At 63.7% G+C, this 19,349-nt stretch carries 21 protein-coding genes and 1 pseudogene; 8 read left to right on the forward strand and 14 right to left on the reverse strand.

What is annotated here, in order from left to right:
* Positions 1–756 (forward strand): SDR family oxidoreductase, encoded by a 756-nt coding sequence (locus AC0V8S_RS11045; RefSeq protein WP_475437689.1) that lies wholly within the window; start codon positions 1–3, stop codon positions 754–756.
* Positions 757–789: 33 nt separating this feature from the next.
* On the opposite strand, the gene AC0V8S_RS11050 is transcribed toward AC0V8S_RS11045, so the two are convergent.
* On the reverse strand, positions 790–1,164 hold the full coding sequence (locus AC0V8S_RS11050; protein WP_475437690.1) for a YciI family protein: 375 nt from the start codon (positions 1,162–1,164) through the stop codon (positions 790–792).
* A gap of 150 nt (positions 1,165–1,314) precedes the next feature.
* Positions 1,315–2,499, reverse strand: coding sequence for a pyridoxal phosphate-dependent aminotransferase (locus AC0V8S_RS11055; protein WP_183462832.1), 1,185 nt, complete (start codon positions 2,497–2,499; stop codon positions 1,315–1,317).
* A gap of 83 nt (positions 2,500–2,582) precedes the next feature.
* Here AC0V8S_RS11055 and AC0V8S_RS11060 point away from each other — a divergent pair, with 83 nt between their 5' ends.
* The 4 genes from AC0V8S_RS11060 (at position 2,583) to denD (ending at position 5,572) form a co-directional block, all read left to right on the forward strand.
* The gene (locus AC0V8S_RS11060) at positions 2,583–3,269 is read left to right on the forward strand and encodes a GNAT family N-acetyltransferase (protein ID WP_475437691.1); all 687 of its coding nucleotides are present in this window, start codon (positions 2,583–2,585) and stop codon (positions 3,267–3,269) included.
* A 27-nt stretch (positions 3,270–3,296) separates the two neighbouring features.
* Entirely contained in the window at positions 3,297–4,274 is a 978-nt protein-coding gene (locus AC0V8S_RS11065) for a cation diffusion facilitator family transporter (protein WP_183462827.1), read from the forward strand.
* A gap of 89 nt (positions 4,275–4,363) precedes the next feature.
* Positions 4,364–4,576, forward strand: a complete 213-nt coding sequence (locus AC0V8S_RS11070) for a hypothetical protein (protein ID WP_183462826.1) — start codon at positions 4,364–4,366, stop codon at positions 4,574–4,576.
* A 12-nt stretch (positions 4,577–4,588) separates the two neighbouring features.
* Positions 4,589–5,572 carry a D-erythronate dehydrogenase gene (denD, locus tag AC0V8S_RS11075; protein WP_183462824.1) on the forward strand — a complete coding sequence of 328 codons (984 nt, stop codon included), beginning with the start codon at positions 4,589–4,591 and terminating at the stop codon, positions 5,570–5,572.
* 10 nt (positions 5,573–5,582) lie between these two features.
* Here the strand turns inward: denD and AC0V8S_RS11080 are convergent, their stop codons facing one another.
* From AC0V8S_RS11080 to AC0V8S_RS11095, 4 genes and pseudogenes are all read right to left on the reverse strand, one after another.
* Positions 5,583–6,785: a nickel/cobalt transporter gene (locus AC0V8S_RS11080; RefSeq protein ID WP_183462822.1), complete on the reverse strand. Its 1,203-nt coding sequence runs from the start codon at positions 6,783–6,785 to the stop codon at positions 5,583–5,585.
* A complete protein-coding gene (locus AC0V8S_RS11085) occupies positions 6,782–7,450 on the reverse strand; it encodes a DUF1007 family protein (RefSeq protein WP_183462820.1) in 669 nt (222 codons plus the stop codon). The genes AC0V8S_RS11080 and AC0V8S_RS11085 overlap by 4 nt, the downstream gene beginning before the upstream one ends.
* Positions 7,451–7,593: 143 nt before the next feature.
* Positions 7,594–8,493, reverse strand: a complete 900-nt coding sequence (locus AC0V8S_RS11090; RefSeq protein WP_475437692.1) for a LysR family transcriptional regulator — start codon at positions 8,491–8,493, stop codon at positions 7,594–7,596.
* Between the two features lie 4 nt (positions 8,494–8,497).
* A pseudogene (locus tag AC0V8S_RS11095) lies at positions 8,498–9,693 on the reverse strand (amidase).
* Positions 9,694–10,236: 543 nt separating this feature from the next.
* Between AC0V8S_RS11095 and odc2 the strand changes: the two are divergent.
* Together odc2 and AC0V8S_RS11105 are read left to right on the forward strand one after the other, a co-directional pair.
* Positions 10,237–11,370, forward strand: a complete 1,134-nt coding sequence (gene odc2, locus AC0V8S_RS11100) for an ornithine/lysine decarboxylase (RefSeq protein ID WP_475437693.1) — start codon at positions 10,237–10,239, stop codon at positions 11,368–11,370.
* Positions 11,371–11,468: 98 nt separating this feature from the next.
* On the forward strand, positions 11,469–12,041 hold the full coding sequence (locus AC0V8S_RS11105) for a GNAT family N-acetyltransferase (protein WP_183462814.1): 573 nt from the start codon (positions 11,469–11,471) through the stop codon (positions 12,039–12,041).
* Here the strand turns inward: AC0V8S_RS11105 and AC0V8S_RS11110 are convergent.
* From AC0V8S_RS11110 to AC0V8S_RS11130, 5 genes are all read right to left on the reverse strand, one after another.
* On the reverse strand, positions 12,009–12,788 hold the full coding sequence (locus AC0V8S_RS11110; RefSeq protein WP_475437694.1) for a hypothetical protein: 780 nt from the start codon (positions 12,786–12,788) through the stop codon (positions 12,009–12,011). The genes AC0V8S_RS11105 and AC0V8S_RS11110 overlap by 33 nt on opposite strands.
* A 322-nt stretch (positions 12,789–13,110) precedes the next feature.
* On the reverse strand, positions 13,111–13,395 hold the full coding sequence (locus AC0V8S_RS11115) for an SCP2 sterol-binding domain-containing protein (RefSeq protein WP_013529756.1): 285 nt from the start codon (positions 13,393–13,395) through the stop codon (positions 13,111–13,113).
* 180 nt (positions 13,396–13,575) lie between these two features.
* Positions 13,576–14,109: a hypothetical protein gene (locus tag AC0V8S_RS11120; protein WP_183462812.1), complete on the reverse strand. Its 534-nt coding sequence runs from the start codon at positions 14,107–14,109 to the stop codon at positions 13,576–13,578.
* A gap of 29 nt (positions 14,110–14,138) precedes the next feature.
* Entirely contained in the window at positions 14,139–14,564 is a 426-nt protein-coding gene (locus AC0V8S_RS11125) for a hypothetical protein (RefSeq protein WP_183462810.1), read from the reverse strand.
* A gap of 13 nt (positions 14,565–14,577) precedes the next feature.
* Complete coding sequence (locus tag AC0V8S_RS11130) at positions 14,578–15,189, reverse strand: rod-binding protein (RefSeq protein WP_183462808.1); 612 nt, start codon at positions 15,187–15,189, stop codon at positions 14,578–14,580.
* A gap of 235 nt (positions 15,190–15,424) precedes the next feature.
* Between AC0V8S_RS11130 and greA the strand changes: the two genes are divergently transcribed.
* Positions 15,425–15,907: a transcription elongation factor GreA gene (gene greA, locus AC0V8S_RS11135; protein WP_475438601.1), complete on the forward strand. Its 483-nt coding sequence runs from the start codon at positions 15,425–15,427 to the stop codon at positions 15,905–15,907.
* Between the two features lie 207 nt (positions 15,908–16,114).
* Here the strand turns inward: greA and AC0V8S_RS11140 are convergent, their stop codons facing one another.
* Genes AC0V8S_RS11140 through flhA form a run of 3 tightly spaced genes read right to left on the reverse strand, consistent with a single transcriptional unit; the run spans position 16,115 to position 19,337 of the window.
* Positions 16,115–16,498: a hypothetical protein gene (locus tag AC0V8S_RS11140; protein ID WP_183462805.1), complete on the reverse strand. Its 384-nt coding sequence runs from the start codon at positions 16,496–16,498 to the stop codon at positions 16,115–16,117.
* A 2-nt stretch (positions 16,499–16,500) separates the two neighbouring features.
* The gene (fliR, locus tag AC0V8S_RS11145) at positions 16,501–17,253 is read right to left on the reverse strand and encodes a flagellar biosynthetic protein FliR (RefSeq protein WP_095199361.1); all 753 of its coding nucleotides are present in this window, start codon (positions 17,251–17,253) and stop codon (positions 16,501–16,503) included.
* Positions 17,250–19,337 (reverse strand): flagellar biosynthesis protein FlhA, encoded by a 2,088-nt coding sequence (gene flhA / locus AC0V8S_RS11150; RefSeq protein ID WP_475437695.1) that lies wholly within the window; start codon positions 19,335–19,337, stop codon positions 17,250–17,252. The genes fliR and flhA overlap by 4 nt, the downstream gene beginning before the upstream one ends.
* Between the last annotated feature and the right edge of the window lie 12 nt (positions 19,338–19,349).

Consider the following 19,349-nt stretch of genomic DNA (forward strand, 5'->3'; position numbering starts at 1 on the left):
ATGACCGAGGAAAGAACCGCCATCGTCACCGGCGCCGGCACGGGCATCGGCAAGAGCGTTGCCACGGCGCTGCTCAAGGCCGGCTGGAACACGGTGTTCTGCGGCCGCCGCAAATCGGTGCTGGACGCCGCGGTCGCCGAGGCCGGTCCGGCCGAGGCCAAGGCATTGGCGGTGGCCTGCGACATCAGCAAGGCCGGCGAGGTCGATGATCTGTTCGAGACTGTGGCGGAAGCCTTTGGCCGCGTCGACCTGCTCTTCAACAATGCCGGCATGGGTTACAAGTCGACGCCGATCGACGAGATCCCGGTCGAGGTCTGGAACGATATCGTCGGCGTCAATCTCACCGGTTCGTTCCTGTGTGCCCGCGCCGCCTTCGGCGCCATGCGCAAGCAGCGGCCGATGGGCGGGCGCATCATCAACAACGGCTCGGTGTCGGCCTATGCGCCGCGCCCGGGCTCGGTGCCCTATACTGCGACCAAGCATGCCATTACCGGGCTGACCAAGACGCTGGCGCTCGACGGCCGGCCCTATGACATCGCCTGCGGCCAGATCGACATCGGCAACGCGCTGACCGACATGGCCCAGCCGATGACCGTCGGCGTGCCGCAGGCCAATGGCTCGATCGCCGCCGAAGCGGTGATGGACGTCCAGCATGTTGCCGATGCCGTCGTCCACATGGCCAGCCTGCCGCTGGATGCCAATGTGCTGTTCATGACCGTCATGGCGACCAAGATGCCGTTCGTCGGGCGTGGATGAGCAGCGGACACTGGCGAGGCTTTCGCCGCTGGCTCATTTGCCTGCCAGCGGCACGCCGGGCTTGAACAGCAGGATGGGCCTGATCTCGTAAACCGCGGTCGGATTGACGCGGCGAAGGTCGCGGGCGATCGCGATGGCCTCGTCCCGCGTGACGCAGTCGACGACATAGAGGCCGAGCAATTGTTCCTTGGTCTCGGCGAAAGGACCGTCGATGATCACGCCGTCGCCCGGGCCGCGCAGCGTGAAGGCATCCTGTGTCGCCCCCAGACGCGCGGACGGTCCAAGCGTGCCTTCCTCGTGAAGCCGTGTGTTGATCTTCAGCAGCTCGGCCATCAATGCCGCATCTTCCTGCGGCGTCAGCGCCTTGATCGCATCTTCCACGTGATAGGCAAGGATTGCATAGAACATCTAGGGCACCCCGGTTCGATCCCAATCTCCGGATCGTAACCGGTCCCGACATGGAGGCACAGTCTTGCCCGCGAGCCTCCCGACGGATCATGACACCGACATGGTGGCTGGCCGCTAATTATCCGGAAAGGTTCCGGCCTGCCTTGATGTCTATTTGGCCAGGAACGCCCCGATCCGTTCCAGCGCGCGCAAAATGTTTTCCTCGGAGTTGGCGTAGGAGAGCCTGACATAGCCTTCGCCGAGAATGCCGAAATCGGGGCCGCCGATCAGCGCCACGCCGGCCTCGTCGAGCAGTGCTGAGGCAAGCTTCTTTGCCTTCCAGCCGGTCTTCGAGACATTGGGGAAGGCGTAGAACGCGCCCTTGGGCGTGATGCAGGAAATGTTGGGCAGAGCGTTCAAGCCCTCGACCACGACCTTCCGGCGGCGGTCGAAGGCGCGCATCATGGTGTCGACGTCGTCCTGCGGGCCATCGATGGCCGCGATGCCGGCGAACTGGCTCGGCGCGTTGACGCAGGACCAGCAATTGACCGCCAGCTTGCGCACCTTGTCATAGAGATGCGCGCCCTTGTCGCCGTTCGGCCAGATCGACCAGCCCATGCGCCAGCCGGTCATCGCCCAGGTCTTGGACCAGCCATTGAGGACGATCAGCCGGTCGCGGATTTCGGGGTAGGCGAGCAGCGAGCAATGCGTTTCGCCGTCATAGGTCATGACGTCGTAGATTTCGTCGGAGAGGATGGCGACATCAGGGTGCTTCTCCAGGCCCTTGACCAGCTTCTCGATCTCGGCGCGTGGCGTGACGCCGCCGGTCGGGTTGGCCGGCGAGTTGAGGATCAAGAGCCTGGTCTTCGGGGTGATCAGCGCCAGCGTCTCTTCGGCGGAGAAGGCGAAGCCATTTTCCTCGCGCATCGGCACCGGAATGGGGGCCGCCCCGGTGAACTCGATCATCGAGCGGTAGATGGGAAAGCCGGGGTCCGGATAAAGGATCTCGGCGCCGGGCTCGCCGAACATCAGGATCGCCGCGAACATGGTCGGCTTGCCGCCGGGCAGGATCATCACCGTCTCGGGCGAGACCTCGACGCCGGTGGTGGTCAACGTGCGCCGAACCACCGCTTCGCGCGTTGCCAGCAGCCCGTTGGCCGGCGTGTAGCCGTGGTGGCCGTCACGCAGCGCCTTGATCGCCGCCTCGACAATGTGCTGCGGCGTCTTGAAGTCGGGTTGGCCGATGCCGAGATTGACGATGTCGCGGCCCTGTTGGGCAAGTGCTGTCGCCCGCGCCAGCACCGCGAAGGCATTTTCCTCGCCGAGACGGTCGAAGGCCGAAATCGTGTGGAGCATTTTTCCCGTCCGTGTGGTTCTTACTGTGGGGTTGCGTTTTTGTGAGCGTCGGCCTGCAAAAGTCAAACGGATTGGAGTGTTTGGTGTCGGAAAATCTCGCGAATTGGCAGCCACGCCCGCGTCCGGAGCGCAAGGCGATCGACGGCCGCTATGTCAGGCTTGAACCGCTGAGCGCCGCAAAGCACGGTGATGGGCTCTATGCAGCGTCTTCCGTGTCCGATGTCGACGGCCGCTTCGCCTGGCTGCCCGATTATCCGCCGGAAACCCGCGCCGCCTTCCAGCCCTGGCTGGACAAGGTCGAGGCCAGCGAAGATCCGCTGTTTTTTGCCATCATCGACAAGGCGAGCGGCAAGGTCGCCGGACGACAGACGCTGATGCGCATCGATCCTGCTTACGGCGTCATCGAGATCGGCAACATCTATCGGGGACCGCTGATCTCGCGCAAGCCGGCGGCGACGGAAGCGCAGTTCCTGTTCATGAAATACATCTTCGACGAATTGGGTTACCGCCGCTACGAATGGAAGTGCAACAACCGCAACGAGCCGTCGAAGCGGGCCGCGGAGCGGTTCGGCTTCAAGTTCGAGGGCATTTTCCGCCAGCACCTCATCGTCAAGGGTGAAAACCGCGACACTGCGTGGTATTCGATCATCGACAAGGAATGGCCGGCTTTGCGCAAGGCCTATGAAGCGTGGCTCGATCCGGCCAATTTCGACGGCGCCGGCCAGCAGAAGCGACGGCTCGAGGATTGTCGCGCGGAATTCGGCGCATAAGCCTCGGCGCGTAACGGAGTTTGCCATTTGGCGCATACCCATTCCCACGACCACAGTGGCCATGATCACGGCAGCGCCGGTCACGTACATGGCTCGACCGACAAGAAGCGCGTGCTGATCGCGGCCTGTCTGACGGCGGGATTCATGGTGGCGGAAGCGCTTGGCGGGCTCTTCACCGGGTCGCTGGCGCTGCTGGCCGATGCCGGCCACATGCTTGCCGACGCCATCGCACTCGGCCTTGCCTGGTATGCCTTCCATCTTGCCGGGCGGCCGGCGACCGGCCAACTCACCTATGGCTTCGGCCGGGTCAAGACCCTGGTCGCCTACACCAACGGCATCGCCATCTTCGTCATCGCGCTGTGGATCGTCTACGAGGCGTGGGAGCGCCTGCTCACACCGGCGCCGGTGCTGGGTGGGCCGATGCTGGTGGTGGCGATCCTCGGCCTGCTGGTCAATATCGGCTCCTTCCTGGTGCTGCATGGCGGCGACCGCGAAAGCCTCAACATGCGCGGCGCCATCCTGCATGTGCTGGGCGACCTGCTCGGCTCGGCGGCGGCGATCGTGGCGGCACTGGTCATCCTGGCAACCGGCTGGACGCCGATCGACCCGATCCTGTCGGTGCTGGTCTCGCTGCTGATCCTGTCGACGGCCTGGTCGCTGATGCGTGCCGCCGCCCATGTGCTGCTGGAAGGCGTACCGCCAAGCCTCGATCGGGACCTGGTTGCCAAAGATTTGGAAACGACGATCCCGGGCGTGCGCGAAGTGCACCATATGCATGTCTGGTCGATCGATGGGTCAAGCAACATGGCGACGCTGCATGCCTGCCTTGACGAGGGCGTCGATGCGCATCAGGCGGTCAGCACCATCAAGAAGCGGCTTGCCAGCGAGCACGGCATCAGCCATGCCACCGTGGAACCGGAATTCGGCCAATGCGCCGATGAGGGTGACGACCACGATCACCAGCATGAGCACGATGCGGCCGCGCATCACAGCCACCATCACTAGGCCCGATTGATGACCATTGATCGGACCTGCCTCAGGAGTTCTCCAGCTTTGAAACTCAGCCCGACGAATGACCGCCGCTCCGGTGCGGCATGATGGACCGTGACACGCGCAATGCGGCCATCGCGGCGGTCTGGATCTTGCTGCTGTTCGGCATTGCCGCCTTCTATCTGCCGACGGTGATGCTGGCACTCGGCAGTTTTTCGACCGTGCTGGCCGGCATCTTCGGCGTTGTCTTCGTGCTGGCGTTCTTCTTGGTGTTCTGGCTGCGCGCGCGCACCCAGCGCAAAAATCAGGGCAAGTAAGGGATTTCGGACATGCGCATTCTGATCACTGGCGCCGCAGGCATGGTCGGCCGCAAACTCATCGCCCGGCTGGCAAAGGACGGCACGTTGCGGGCCGAAAAGATCACCGCGCTCGATCTGCACGACATCGTGCCGCCGCAGGCGCCGGCGATGGATGGCGTCAGCATCAGCACCCATACCGGCGACCTTGCCGAGGCAGGTGCCGCCGAAAGCCTGGTCGCGTCGCGCCCCGACGTCGTCTTCCATCTCGCCGGCATCGTGTCGGGCGAGGCGGAAGCCAACTTTGATCTCGGCTACCGCGTCAATCTCGACGGCACGCGCGCCCTGTTCGACGCGATCCGCCTGGCGGGCTTTGCGCCGCGCGTCGTCTTCACCTCGTCGATCGCGGTGTTCGGCGCGCCGTTCCCGGATGTTATCCCCGATGAATTCCATCCGACGCCGCTGACCTCCTACGGCACGCAGAAGCAGATGAGCGAGGCGTTGCTCGCCGATTATTCCAGGCGCGGCTTCTTCGACGGCATCGGCATCCGCCTGCCGACGATCTGCGTGCGGCCCGGCAAGCCGAACAAGGCGGCCTCCGGCTTCTTCTCCGGCATCATCCGCGAGCCGCTGAGCGGGCAAGAGGCGATCCTGCCGGTGCCGCGCTCGGTCGTGCACACCCATGCCAGCCCGCGCTCAGCGGTGAATTTCCTGATCCATGCGGCCGGCATCGACGGTGCTGCCGTCGGGCCGCGCCGCAATCTGACGATGCCCGGTGTCGCCGTCACTGTCGGCGAGCAGATCGAGGCGCTGGAGCGCATCGCCGGATCGAAGACGGCAGGCCTGATCCGCGAGGTGCCGGACGAAACGATCTGGGCGATCGTCAAGGGCTGGCCGACCCGCTTCGAGGCGCGGCGGTCACGAGAACTCGGCTTCAGCGCCGAGAAGAGCTTTGACGAGATCATCCGCGCGCATATCGCGGATGAGCTGGGCGGCAAGATCGCGGGTCAAGCCTGACCCGCTTCTATCAAACGCTGCCCGTCAAACTCGCCGACAGCAGCAGCAGTCCGAACAGGAAGACGAAGGCGGCGCCGCCGATCTCGACGATCGAATGGATGCGATTGCCCATGCGGCCGTCGCCGGCGAAATACACCGCCCAGTTCTTGGCGGTCACGGCAAGCGTTGCCAGCGCCGAGACGGTGATCGCGGTTCCCAGCGACATCGCCAGCACCGACAGCAGGCCACCGAGCCAGAGCCCGTTGAGCAGCGCGAAGCTCAGCACGATGAGCGCGCCCGAGCAGGGGCGGATGCCGACGGCGGCAACTGCCGACCAGGCGGTGCGCCAGTCGAAGCGGTCGCCCGACAGCAGCGCCGGATCGGGCGCATGCGAGTGGCCGCAGGTTTCGCAGACCTCGCCATCTGCATGATCGTGATGCGCGTGATCATGATGCGCATGATCGTGCGCGCCGTGATCGTGGTCGTGGTGATCGTGCGAATGCTCATGCACGTGGTCGTCGTGCACTTGCAGCGCATGCGAATGGGCATGTGCCGAATGGCTGTGCGCGGCATGCGAATGGCCGGCGTGGGAATGCCCGGCATGAGAGTGGCCACCGTGCGAATGGCCGGCGTGCGCTGCCGACAGGCTGTAGGCCGGAGCCATGCCGAACAGGCGCAGGATGGACGGGCCGAGCTTGCGCCACAGCAGCCAGGCACCGAACAGGGTGACGAGGGCAAAGCTCGTGATCTCCATGAACCAGGCCGCGTCGGTCATCGAGATGGTGGTGCCGCGCAGGACGAAATAGGCGAGCAGCATGACCGCGATCGCCGTCAGGCCCTGCAACAGCGCCGAGACGAAGGACAACAGGACGCCGCGCCGCAGCGCCACTTCATTGGCGACCATGTAGGACGAGATCACCGCCTTGCCGTGGCCGGGGCCGGCGGCATGGAAAATGCCATAGGCGAAGGACAGGCCGATGAGCACCCAGAGCTTGCTGTTATCCTGGCGCATTGCCTTCATCGCCGTGGCAAGCGCGCGGTAGAATTCCTGCTGCCGCAGGTTGATCCACATCAGGATGTGGGCGAACGGACCGGTGGTCGGCGCCATGCCGTCATTGACGCCGATGCCGAGCGAACTCTGGGCGTGCGCGACATCAGCGAAGTGCATCGCGGCAAAGGCGAGGGCCAACAGGCCGAATGCCAAACGCAGGGACGGTTTCGTCACCGGCTTCATCCTTCTGGCTGACAGGTCAGTTCGAGCTTGGTGGCAAAGATCTTGCTCATGTCGGTGCCCGTCGGGTCGTTGAAGAAGGCATCCGTCAAGGTCTTCTGGTTTTCCTTGATGGCCTCATCCGGGTCCGGACGGATCACCTTGCTGGTGCAATTCGACGGCAGGCCTGTAACCGTGATGTTGGAATCCTCGGTGAAGTCTATCGCCGTGTAGAAAGTCGGATCGTAGACACCGATGTCGATCGTGCCGGTCAGCTTGAGCGGCGCCTTGGGCTCGGACTCGAACAGGATGATCAGCTGGTCGTTGTCGAAATTGGCCATCAGATGTGGCGGCGGCACCATCGTTACATCCTTGCCGTTCTGCGTGACGAGCTGGAAATAGTTGAATTCGGCCAGCGAGGCATGAACGGTGTCGGCGACCTCCTTCAGCTCCTTGTCGTCAAGCTTCAGGTCGGAGTTCTTGTCGAACTCCATCATCACCGTACTCGAAAACAGGTCGTCGAAGCGCCAGAGATGACGCAGCGCTTTCACACTTTGGTGATCCGGGGAGAGGATCACGTCGAGGCGTGCCTCGGCGAAGACGTGCGGATGCACGTAAGCCGGTCCGGTGCCGGCAAAGGTCGCCGCCAAGGCCGAAGCCAGTATGATTGCGTTCCGTTTGAGTTGCATTCCCGGTCGCGATTCCCTTGGCTTTGGAGAGGAACCGAAGGTTACCAGAAAGGGGGCGAAATTGGGACCGCCCGTGCGTGTCACCCAAAAGTGCGCAGCGGTTTTGGGACTACGACACGCACGCGGCAAGAACCCGAGGCAGGTCAAGCGGCCTCACGCGTCCTGAACCATTGCACCAGGAAGTCGACGAAAACGCGGACCTTGGCCGGCAGATAGCGGCGGTGCGGGTAGACGGCGAAGATGCCGCCGCCGGACAGGATGCGGTCGTCGAGCACCGTCACCAACTGGCCACTCTTGAGGTCGGGCGCGGCAATGAAATCCGGCAGGATGCAAAATCCGAGTCCTGACAAGGCGGCGGCGCGCGCCGCCATCGGGCTGTTGACCTCGATCGGGCCGGACACGGCGACGCTCAGCTGATCGTTGTTGTCGCCCTTGAACGCCCAGTTGTTCAGGCCGCGGCCATTGGTGTCGACGATGCAGGGCATGTGGCCGAGATCCTGCGGCCGCGTCGGCATGCCATGCTTGGCGATCAGTTCGGGCGAGGCGCAGAGCCTTATCGAAAACGGCGCCAGGCGTCTCGCGATCAGCGACGAATTCTCCAGGCGCGATATGCGCACCGCGAGGTCGAAGCCTTCCTCGACCAGGTCGACGAAGCGATCGTCGAGCTGGATGTCGAGCACGATGTCGGGGTGCTGCTTGGCGAAGTCGATCAGCGACTGGCCGATCGGCGCGTCAGCGAAAGTGCGCGGCGCCGACAGTTTGATCCTGCCGCGCACGTCGCCGGAGGATTCGCGCACGGCGTCGGCCAGGCTGTCGACCTCGCGCACGATCTCCGAGGCGCGCCGGTAATAGGTGTGGCCGGCCTCGGTCATCGAGAACTGGCGCGTCGTGCGGTTGAGCAGCAGCGCGCCGAGTTCGTCCTCCAGTTCGCGCACATATTTCGACAGCAGCGCCTTGGAACGGCCGATCTTGCGCGCCGCTGCCGAAAAGCCTTCGGCCTCGACGACGTCGATGAAGGCGCGCATGCGGGTCAGTGTGTCCATGGGTTCAGGCCCTTTGTGCTGCGTCGAGAAGTTTTCGGCCGAGCCGTATCAGGGCAATGTCGCTGCCGGAAGGGCCAAGCAGTGACAGGCCGAACGGTGCGCCGGCGACCGAGCCGATGGGCAAGGTGATCTGTGGAAAGCCGGAGAGGCCGGCGAGGCATAGAAGATGCAGCGCCCGCTCGCGATAAGCCTGGAACTGCTCCGGCGTCGAGTCGACATAGGGTGCCGGGCCAGGCACCGTCGGCAGGACGAGGAAACCATCCTTGCCGAGCAGGGCGTTGAGTTCGCCGCGGAAGGTCAGCCGCCGCACTTTCTCGGCCTGCACTGTCCGGTCATCGACGGCACGGCCAAAGCCGAAACGCTCCTCGACGCCGGGGCCGAGGTCGCGCTCGCCGCTGATGATCCAGTCGCCATGCACGCCCAGGCTTCCCTGGCCTGCAGCCGGCGAAAGCACCAGTAAAGGTCGTCAGGGGAAGAGCTGAAGCGCATGGTTGACGTCGCCGGCGTACCGAAAACCGCGCTCGCCAGCCCCTTCATCCCGGCATATTCGGCAAGCGCCGGGCGGGCGACCATCTCGTCCAGCCAGGGGAGCGATAGCGGGCGGTCCAGGGAATGCTGGTGCGGGTCGCGGCCAAGCAGCAGTTTGCCGACCGTCTCGTAGGTCTCGATGTCGTCGGCGAACCAGCCGAACGTGTCGAAGCTCGGCGCCAGCTTCATCGTGCCATCGAGCGAGATGCGGCCATGCGTGGTGCGCAGCCCGATCAGCCCGCAAAAGCTCGCCGGCGCGCGGATCGAGCCGCCGGTGTCGGAGCCGGTGGCGATGTCGGCCAGCCTGCCCGCCACCGCCGCCGCCGATCCGGACGAGGAGCCGCCGGTGACACGGTCGGGTGCGGCCGGGTTCACGGGAAACGGAAAATGCGCGTTCTGGCCGAACAGCGCGAAGGCCAGCTCGTCGGTCTGCGTCTTGCCGGCGAAGCGCGCGCCGGCATCGAGAATCGTCTGCACGGCGGGCGCGGTGCGCGAGGCGGCATTGCTTTCGGCGAATTTCCGAGAATTGCCGCAGCCGGTGCGGTAGCCGGCAACGTCGTAAATGTCCTTGACGGCCAGCCGCAGGCCGGCGAGCGGACCGAGCTCGGCATGAGCCACCGGCATCTGGCGAAGATCGAGGAAGGCGTTGTAGGGGCCGTGCGTGCCTGTCATCGTTCGATATCCGGATACGGTCCTCCCAACATTGTTCGATGCCAGAAATTTTACAACCTTGGATACGATTTTTATTGATTGTGACGGCAACCAGCCATATATCGCGCTTGCCCAAAGTCGCACGTGCCTGTGGGTGTCCGCCGATCCTCGAATGGTGAGGGAAATCGGTAAGGTAACTGGAGCCAACCCCTCCAGTCGGTCTAGCGGCCAACCGCCAGCCCGAGGACACCTTGAAGCAACGACGGTGCGGGCCTTTCTGGTTCTCTGCCGGTTGTCCAAAGACCGGGGTTACTGAAGAGGCACACCTTCATTGCCGGTAGTGCGGAACGGGGTTCTCCCAATCCAAGCCAAGGCAGACAAAGCGGACCGAAGCCGGGCAAGGCCAAGGTTCATCGCCGCGAGACGGCGTTTCATGGTTCCGGGGTCTCCACCGGCTGGTTCCATGGAATTTTCGTCCCGCCTTTGTTTGATCGCGTGTTCGCGAGGCCGACAGCCCGCGTCCGCACCCTTGTGCGCGCCGAAAGGCGTGTTTGGAGATACAAGATGGCTACCCAGCGCATCCTCGACTTCCTCGCCACCCGACGTCCGTCCGGCCCCTGCCTCGTCGTCGACCTCGATGTCGTGCGCGACAATTTCCGCGCCTTCGAGAAGGCGTTGCCCGATTCCAAGATCTACTATGCGGTGAAAGCAAACCCGGCGCCGGAAATCCTGCGCCTCCTTGCTGCGATGGGCTCGTCCTTCGACACCGCTTCCGTTGCCGAAGTCGAGATGGCGATGGACGCGGGTGCGCCCGCGGACCGCATCTCCTTCGGCAACACCATCAAGAAGGAGCGTGACATTGCACGCGCCTATCAGCTCGGCATTCGCCTGTTCGCGGTCGATTGCGTCGAAGAGGTCGACAAGATCGCCCGCGTCGCTCCCGGCGCGCGTGTGTTCTGCCGTGTGCTGACCGATGGCGAAGGCGCCGAATGGCCGCTGTCGCGCAAGTTCGGCTGCGTGCCTGCGATGGCTGTCGACGTGCTGCGCCATGCCAAGGGCCTTGGCCTCGACGCCTATGGCGTGTCGTTCCATGTCGGCTCGCAGCAGACCGACCTGACCGCCTGGGACCGTGCGCTGGCCGACGCCAAGAAGGTGTTCGCGACGCTCGCCGAGGAAGGCATCGTCTTGAAGATGGTCAATATGGGTGGCGGTTTCCCGACGCGCTATTTGCGTGATGTGCCGGCGGCCCAGGCCTATGGCCAGGCAATCTTCTCGGCATTGCGCAAGCATTTCGGCAATGCCATTCCGGAAACCATCATCGAGCCGGGCCGTGGCATGGTCGGCAATGCCGGCGTCATCAAGTCGGAAGTCGTGCTGATCTCGAAGAAGGCCGAGAACGACAATGTGCGCTGGGTGTTCCTCGACATCGGCAAGTTCGGCGGTCTGGCCGAGACCATGGATGAGGCGATCCGCTACCCGATCGTTACCCACCATGACGGCTCGGAGACCGCGCCTTGCGTGCTCGCCGGCCCGACCTGCGATTCGGCCGACGTGATGTACGAGAAGACGCCGTATCCGCTGCCTCTGTCGCTGACGATCGGCGACGAGGTGCTGATCGAAGGCACCGGCGCCTACACGACCACCTACTCGGCGGTCGCGTTCAACGGCTTCGAGCCTCTCCGATCCTACGTGATCTGACGGTTCGAAAGAACCGGTCAGATCATCCCAGGTGGGCGCCTGTCGCCCGCCCGGGCTCGCTTGTGGAACAGATCTCCGCTCGTGAAGGGATCGTGGAAATGGAAATGTCAGTTGAAATCGTAGCTCATGCGCCGGCCTTCGCAATGGTCGCCGAAAGCGTTGCCGACATAGCTGCGCGCGAAGCCTTGCTCGATCGTGCCATGGGGCCGATGCGGCGGAAAAAATCGTCGGAGAAGCTGCGGCGCGGCCGTCGGCCCTCGGAAGGGCTGGCCTTCGTCGCGCGCGATGCATCGGGCGGTGTCGCCGGCACGGTGCGGCTGTGGGATGTCAGGCTGGGCGAGGGCGGTCCGGCAGCGCTGCTGCTTGGCCCGCTCGCCGTCGATCCGTCGCTCAAGAATGCCGGCATCGGCTCGGCGCTGATGCGCCACGCCATCGCCGAGGCGGCACGTCTCGGTCACGCGGCAATCCTGCTGGTCGGCGATGCGCCCTATTATGGACGCTTCGGCTTCTCGGCCGACAAAACAGGCAGGCTGGCGATGCCAGGCCCCTATGAGCGGCACCGGCTGCTGGCGCTGGAGCTGGTGGACGGGGCGCTCGATGGCGTGCACGGGACGCTGAAGGCTTCCGGCCGCAAGCTGTCAGTTCCAGCCGAAGTGCAACGCGCTGGCTGAAACCAGCGCGGCGTACTCCGTCGCCACGGCATCCAGGCTGGTCACCGCCGGTGAACCGGCGCCTCCGAGGCGGGCCAAATAGTCCTCGCCCCTGGGGGCCTTGTCCCAGTCGTTGCCGATGAAGCGGGCCGCCGCCGTTCCGGAGTCCGATACTTCCGGAGCCGGCGGCCCGAACGCGGCCGCTGTCCGCTTGAGCCCATCCAGAAACGCGGCATTGTCGAGGCCGCTATAGGGCTTGCCGTTGCCGTCCACGACATTGAGGAATATCTGCTCGTCGCCAAAGGCGGTGTAACCGCCGCCCAGGCCTTTTTCCGTGGCATCGGCCTTTTCAAAGAACCGCTGTGCGACAGTGGAATCGAGCGTGTCCTTGGGGAAACGGACTGTGACGAAGCCGGTGCTGCCGCTGCTGTCGTCCAGTCGGGAGACGAGCACGCTGTGCTGGTGGAAAATGTAGCCGAAGGCGGCGGCCAGACGATCGGCGGTCGCGTCGTCGAGCGTGGCCTCGGTCTGCAGCGAGGCGTTGGTCTTGAGGAGGTAGCCACCCGGCGTGACTTCCGTCTCGATCACGGCCGGATCGACGCCTATGCTGGCGACAATTTTGGGCACGATTTTCTCAAGCACCTCAGCCGAAAAGGCGGCCCGTTCAGCGTAGCCGGCCGTCTTCAGTTTTGGCAGGTCGAAGCCGAGGGAAGGTGTGGCCTCGTAGGAAATCAGGACACGTTCGTCAGCGGCTGCCGCCGCCGTCACCGAAACCAGGGCAGCGATCAGAACCGCCCTCGCCGCTGCTCGAAAACTATGGAAATTCATTACCGACCTCGCTGCTTTGCCGCTCTTCTGGAGCCGAGGTCAGACTAAATGGTTGATTTCACAATCAAAGGTATGAGCGGCTTGCGGTTCTCTGCCGCATGAAGATTTCGTGCCAAGATTGCCGAAGCCCGTGGAACGAAAGTGCCGTCTTGAAGACGGTGTCCCGACAAGGCCCAAAGCGCGCCCAAATGGATCATCTGGCGCGCTTTAGTCCTGTCTAATTTCTCGTCTGTACAAGCCGCCATACGGCTCGCGACAGCCGTCAGCCGATCAACTGGCTGAGCGCCATGGCCACCGTCATGTCGCCTTCGACTTTGATCTTGCCGGTCATGAACGCCATGGTCGGGTTCAGGTCGCCAGCGATCAGCGAATCGAGATCGTCGAGCGAGAGCTTGATGGTGCAGTCGGTGGGGGCATCGGTGTTCGAGACGGTTGCGCCGTCGATGACGATGACGCCGTCGCTACCGGTGTCGAACTTTACGGAACGATCAAACCCGCTGCTGGCCACGCGCGACTTGATCTTCTCGGCAATCTCCTGAACGCTCACGCTGTTCTCCTGTCTGGTTGCGTCTGTCGCGCAGGGCATTTCGGTCCGGCCGAAGCCCTGCGGCATCTCTGGCGATCACGGTCGCTGCCGCATATAGCTTCGGGTTGACGTTTACGTCAACGCGAATCCTGGAGGCTGGTTCCTATCGCCGCACCAGGCATCTGTCTGGGGCACCGGTGGTCAGTGGGCAGGCGGCGCATCCGCTTCGGCCGGCTTGGCCGTCTCGGGCGCCGTGGCGGAATCCTGCCGGTGGCGCAGCCAGTTGTCGCGGATCTCGTCCTTGCTCAGGAAATTGACCTGATCGATCAGAACCTCATGCACCAGGGTTGCGCCGACGCGGGCGTTGACGGTGTCGCGGATCGCGGCGCGGAAGGCATCGAGGTCGATCGTCGCCTTCTTGGTGAAGTCGATCTGGGGATTGGAATAGAGGTAGCCGTAGACCTGATCGGTGATGAGTGCTTCGGCCGGAATCGACAGTTTCTTTATCTGTTCCGGCTCGACGGTGTAGACGAGCTTGGCCAGGAAATAGCCACCGATCTTGGAGTCGCGGATCAGCGGCACCGAGATGACGTCGGTCTTGACGTAATCCAGCCCGCCCAGCATCGGCTTGGGTTTCTCGCCGACGCCGCTTTGGCCGGCGGCCTGGAACGAATAGAACACCGCGCCGAGCGTGGCGGCGCAGACCCAGACCGCGATGGCGATGACCTTGATCATTCAGAGCCCGAGCCCAGCGTCATTGCCCGCTAACCCTTCATCCGGCCGAATTCGCCGGCGGAGTAGGTGCCGTCGGTTTCGGCGCGCTGGATGGCGCTGCGCAACAGGCTGGCGACCTCGTTGACGGCGCTCAGATGCGCCAGGATCGCCGCCTCGTTCTTCGCCAGTTTCTGGCGTAGCCGGGTCAGGCCTTCGCGGTGCTGTTCGAGGAACTCGGCTTCGCTGCCGCCCTTCATGGCGCGGGTCAGTTCGTAGAGATAGCGGCTCTTGCGGGCGTTCGACGCCTTGAGGTCGTAGCCGGTATCGCGGCGGATGCCGGCGGTCTCTTCCTCGACCACCTCCTCGATGCGGCCGATGATGGCGGCAAGGTTTCCCGGCCGCGCGAACGGTATAGGAGCCTCCGACGCGGTGGCGCGCGCCGGCAGGTTGGCGGTGAATTCGGAAGAGTCGGCCATGGCGTTTCCCAGTCTAGATCTTGATGTCTGTTTTTATGGTTGTCTCGTCGCCGGTCATCGACCTGGCGGCCTTGCGCTGCAATTCCTGGACGAGCGAGGTGGACAGACGGGTTTGCTGATCGATCTCGGTCTTTTCCGGTCCGTTCGAGACCGGTCCGATCGGCACCTTGCGCTTGCCGTCCATATAGTGGTCGGCGAGCAGCGACTTGGCGATGCCGATGCCGCCGCGCTCGGCCATGACGTCGGCGACGCGCTCGGCGAGCTGCGATTTCCACATGTCGCCGGCAAGACCCGTGCCGTAGACGCCCTCGGTGTCCTTGGGCAGCATGTTCTGGATGAAGGTCTGCAGGACCATCGCTTCGAACTTCTTGAATTTCTTGGCCGGATCGGCTGTCGCCGCCGCCTTGTCAGCCGTGGCGCGTGACAGGATCGAGCCGGCATCGACGGACGCAGCGGTATCGACCGAGAACGTGCCCGCGGCACCGCCCGCACGCTTCGTCAGCGCGGCGCGGGCAGCCTCGATATCCATCGGATCGGCAGCTCGGGCGACATCCATAACGATGTCGCTGGGTGGAGAAATTGCCAAGAAAGTCCGCCTTTTGCCGGTTTTCCTTAGCCAGACCATGCCTCAACAAGCTTGTGGCAGGCTTGCGGGGGAGAGGAGGGCGGAATGCTCGGGACGGGATCGGATATCGCTTTGCGCCGCAAGGGTATGTGCCGAGGGGTCCGGTCTGGTGTTCAGGCCACTGCCGACCCTTACACATTCCGCTTCTGCCAAAGCCTGCTGTTAAATTCTTGCAGCTTTATTGTCGGCCGTGGGTTATCCGATTGCCGACAATGTTCCACACGGAGGCCGATCATTGAGCGTAGCATTTGCCAAGGAGGAGAGTGCCGAGGCCGCATCGGAAACCATCTTGCCGGCTCGCCCTATCTCCGATCGGATCAACCTCGTTACGGAGGTGGGCTTCAAGATGCTGATGGATGAGTTGGCTCGCGCCCAGCAGGCGCTCGAGGCCGCCAACATGCTGGGAGATGTCGACGAAAGGCGACGGCAATCGGCGGTTCCGGTTCGGGATATGCGCTATTATGCCGAACGCGTCCGTACGGCCCAGCTTATGTCGATGCCGACGTCCAATGAAGTGATCGCCTTCGGCCACACCGTCACCTTCGAGCGTGATGATGGCCGCACCCAGACCTTCCGCATCGTCGGCGAGGATGAGGCCAACCCGTCTCAAGCTTCCATATCGCACGGGTCACCAGTTGCGATCGCGCTGATTGGCAAAACCGTTGGCGATGTTGTCCATGTAGGACAGCGTGAGCTTGAGATCCTGTCCATTTCTTAAGTTGGACAGGATGGTGAGACGATGCACGGCATTCGAGTTGTCGGCAGCTAGACAACAGTGGGGTCGGCTGTTGTCACTGGGTTCAACATCCAGTCTCGCATGGAACCCATTCTTGTTGGCGCCCAAATCGCCGGTGAGAGGCGCGGACTAGCCATGCGCACTTCACCTAGAATGCCCCACCGAGGTTCATAGCCTGAATTCCCGCCGCTACTCCTCGTTCCGCTTCTGCGCGATCAGATCCAGCCGCTCGCGGTCGGAGCGTTCGCGTTCGTCGCGGTTGCGCACGTCCTTGTAGGCGCGTTCGACCATGTTGGTGCGGGCGTTTGCCGTGGCGATGAGACCGGCCTCCTGCCTGGCGCTTTCCAGGCTCTTCTCCTGGCGCACCACCGCCTGGGCGATGCGGCGGTGATAGAGGTCGGGGAACAGGCCGGACAGCGAATTGTCCTGGTCGAAATGGCCGATCAGTTCCCTGGCTTCGGCTTCCGCCGCGTTTGCCGCCGCGAGGAAGGTGGCGTGGCGGGTCTCATGCAGCGCCGTCAGCTGTTCCTGCACCTTGACCAGTTTCTTCAGGCGGTCCTTGCGTGTGGTCATCGCTACCTCGCCAGAGTCAGGTCGACGAAGCCGTCGACGAAGAGCGTCAACATGGTGCCGATGGCGAAATAGAAGATGATCATGCCGCCGGCGATGACGAAGGGCTGGGAGATGAAATAGATCGGGATCTGCGGGGTCAGTTTGTTGACGAAGCCGATCGTCAGATTGACCAGAATGGCATAGGCGACGAACGGGCTGCCGAGGCGGATGACCAGGAAGAAGGTATCCGACACGGTGTCGGTGATGTCGACGAGTGCGGCCTGCGGGTTGAAGAAGACGTTGACCGGCGCCACCGTGTAGGACGCCACCAGGGCGCGGACGATCTCGTGGTCGAAATCGAAGACGAACAGCATCAACAGCGCCGAGAACGAGATGATGGCGGCGAGCGCCGCCTGCGGTTCCGGCTCCTCGATCGCCGGGCCGCCGGAGCCGCCATAGCCGATCAGCATGGCGATCGCCGAGCCCATGAAGCGCAGCGCTTCCATGTAGAGCCTGGTCATGGCGCCGATCAGCCCGCCGACCAGAAGTTCCGAGATGATCATCGGCACCAGGATCTGCGGGCGCGGATCGACGAAGGGAATGATGCGATCCCACAGGAAGGCGAGCAGGCCGCCGGTGGCGGCAACCGCCACGAACAGCCTGACCTGCACCGGCACGCGGGCGCTGGACAGGCCCGGCATCAGCATGAAGCAGGCGCCGATGCGGCAGAAGGCGAGGAACGCCGCGATGACGACGCTCTGCGAGAGAACGCTCACGATATGGTCCCGAGCACCCTGATCTCGACGCCCTTGGCGATTTCGACATGGGAGAGCACCGGCAGCGTGGTGAAAAGGCGCTCGATGATCATGCGCACATAGGGGCGGGCGTCGGGCGCGGTGACGAGGACGAAGCGCTCACCGGCTTCGAGGAATTTCTTGATCGCCTTGGTGGCGTCCTGGCCGAATTCCTCGAGCTGGCGCGGATCGATGTCGAACTCGCGCACCTCGCCCTTGGCGTCGCGCTTGAGGCTCTGGTGGAAGGCGAGGTCCCAGCGGTTGCCGAGGCGTAGCACCTTGAGTACGCCGCCTTCCGAAAGGTCGCCACAGATCTGCTGGGCCATGCGGATGCGGACATGTTCGACGATCTGCTCGGTGCGGCGCACATGCGGTGCGATCTCGGCGATGGCCTCGATGATCAGATGCAGATTGCGGATCGAGACGCGCTCGGCGAGCAAGAGCTTCAGCACCGCCTGCAGGCCGGGATAGGAGATGTGCGTGGTGCAGATCTCGTCGGCGAGCTTGCGGTATTCCTGGTCCTGGCGCTCGAGCAGCGCCTTCATGTCCTTGTAGGACAGGAGTTGCGGCAGGTTGTTGCGGATCACCTCGGAAAGATGGGTGAGCAGCACCGACATGTTGTCGGCGAAGGTGTAGTTCTCGCGTTTCAAATCCTCGGCGAAGGTTTCCATGACGGAATACGCGCGCATGCCGAAGGCCGGCTCGCGGATCTCTTCGCCGGGTATTTCGGGCACCTCGCGGTTGCCGAGCAGCACCATGATCTCGCCGACGCGCATCGAATATTCGGCAACCACCGTGCCATGCACCTTGATCTGGTAGCTCTTCGGCGGGATGGCGAAATCATCGGCGACGCGCACTTCCGGCACGACGAAGCCGTATTGCTGGGCGAATTTCTTGCGCATCTTGCCCATGCGGAAGACCAGCTCCTGATGCGACACCAAGAGCCGGGTCGACAGTTGCTTGCCGATCAGGAGTTCGATCTCGGCGGTGGCGAGCGAGGCCTTGACCGAGTTCTTCTCTTCCTCGGCCTTGGTCGCCTTTTCCTGGGTCTTCAGCGCCTCGGCCGCGGCGAGGACGCGGTTGGCGCGCATCGGAATGACATAGCCGAGGCCGGCCATGCCACCTGCCAGCGCAAAGAAGGGGAACAGCGGTAGGCCGGGCATCAGGCCGAGCAACACCAGCAGTGCCGCCGCCACGTAAAGCGCGCGCGGGTGCGCGCCGAGCTGGCCGAACACGGCCTGGTTGGTCGAGCCGCGGGTGCCGCCCTTGGAAACCAGCAGGCCGGCGGCGAGCGAGACGATCAGCGCCGGGATCTGGGTGACCAGGCCGTCGCCGACCGACAGCTTGATGAACACGTCGGCGGCCTCGCCCATGCCCATGCCGTGCCTGATATAGCCGATGGCGATGCCGCCGACGATGTTGATGGCGGTGATGATGAGGCCGGCAATGGCGTCGCCGCGCACGAATTTCGAGGCACCGTCCATCGAACCGAAGAACGAGCTTTCTTCTTCCAGTTCGCGGCGGCGCAGCTGCGCCGTCTTGTCGTCGATCATGCCGGCGGAGAGATCGGCGTCGATCGACATCTGCTTGCCGGGGATGGCGTCGAGGGTGAAGCGGGCCCCGACTTCGGCGATACGTGTGGCGCCCTTGGTGATGACGATGAAGTTCACCACGATCAGGATCATGAAGACGATCAGGCCGATGACGAAGTCGCTGGCCATCACCAGCTTGGAGAAGCCGGCGATGACATAGCCCGCGGCGTGCGTGCCCTCATTGCCATGCGACAGGATCATGCGCGTGGTGGCGATGTTGAGCGACAACCGCAGCATCGTGGCGATCAGCAGCACAGTCGGGAACGACGAGAAATCGAGCGGCCGCTGGATCCACAGCGCCACCATCAGGATCAGCACCGAGAGCGCGATCGAGAAGGCGAGGCCGATATCGATGAGAAAGGCCGGGATCGGCAGGAACAGCACGGCCAGGATGATGACGATGCCGAGCGCGAAGAAGACATCGCGGCCATTCTTGGCCACCGCGCCGGGCTGGATGCTTTCGCTGATCGCCATTTAAGTCCTCGA

Source organism: Mesorhizobium oxytropidicola (genome assembly GCF_056174625.1).

Bases quoted from the DNA above. Each gene is read 5' to 3' on its own strand.
- AC0V8S_RS11120 (WP_183462812.1), bottom strand. From the start codon at position 14,109: ATGATCAAGGTCATCGCCATCGCGGTCTGGGTCTGCGCCGCCACGCTC.
- flhA (WP_475437695.1), bottom strand. From the start codon at position 19,337: ATGGCGATCAGCGAAAGCATCCAGCCCGGCGCGGTGGCCAAGAATGGC.
- odc2 (WP_475437693.1), top strand. From the start codon at position 10,237: ATGGCTACCCAGCGCATCCTCGACTTCCTCGCCACCCGACGTCCGTCC.
- AC0V8S_RS11140 (WP_183462805.1), bottom strand. From the start codon at position 16,498: ATGACCACACGCAAGGACCGCCTGAAGAAACTGGTCAAGGTGCAGGAA.
- AC0V8S_RS11090 (WP_475437692.1), bottom strand. From the start codon at position 8,493: ATGGACACACTGACCCGCATGCGCGCCTTCATCGACGTCGTCGAGGCC.
- AC0V8S_RS11085 (WP_183462820.1), bottom strand. From the start codon at position 7,450: ATGCAACTCAAACGGAACGCAATCATACTGGCTTCGGCCTTGGCGGCG.
- AC0V8S_RS11055 (WP_183462832.1), bottom strand. From the start codon at position 2,499: ATGCTCCACACGATTTCGGCCTTCGACCGTCTCGGCGAGGAAAATGCC.
- AC0V8S_RS11130 (WP_183462808.1), bottom strand. From the start codon at position 15,189: ATGGTCTGGCTAAGGAAAACCGGCAAAAGGCGGACTTTCTTGGCAATT.
- AC0V8S_RS11045 (WP_475437689.1), top strand. From the start codon at position 1: ATGACCGAGGAAAGAACCGCCATCGTCACCGGCGCCGGCACGGGCATC.
- denD (WP_183462824.1), top strand. From the start codon at position 4,589: ATGCGCATTCTGATCACTGGCGCCGCAGGCATGGTCGGCCGCAAACTC.
- AC0V8S_RS11070 (WP_183462826.1), top strand. From the start codon at position 4,364: ATGATGGACCGTGACACGCGCAATGCGGCCATCGCGGCGGTCTGGATC.
- AC0V8S_RS11050 (WP_475437690.1), bottom strand. From the start codon at position 1,164: ATGTTCTATGCAATCCTTGCCTATCACGTGGAAGATGCGATCAAGGCG.
- AC0V8S_RS11105 (WP_183462814.1), top strand. From the start codon at position 11,469: ATGGAAATGTCAGTTGAAATCGTAGCTCATGCGCCGGCCTTCGCAATG.
- AC0V8S_RS11080 (WP_183462822.1), bottom strand. From the start codon at position 6,785: ATGAAGCCGGTGACGAAACCGTCCCTGCGTTTGGCATTCGGCCTGTTG.
- AC0V8S_RS11125 (WP_183462810.1), bottom strand. From the start codon at position 14,564: ATGGCCGACTCTTCCGAATTCACCGCCAACCTGCCGGCGCGCGCCACC.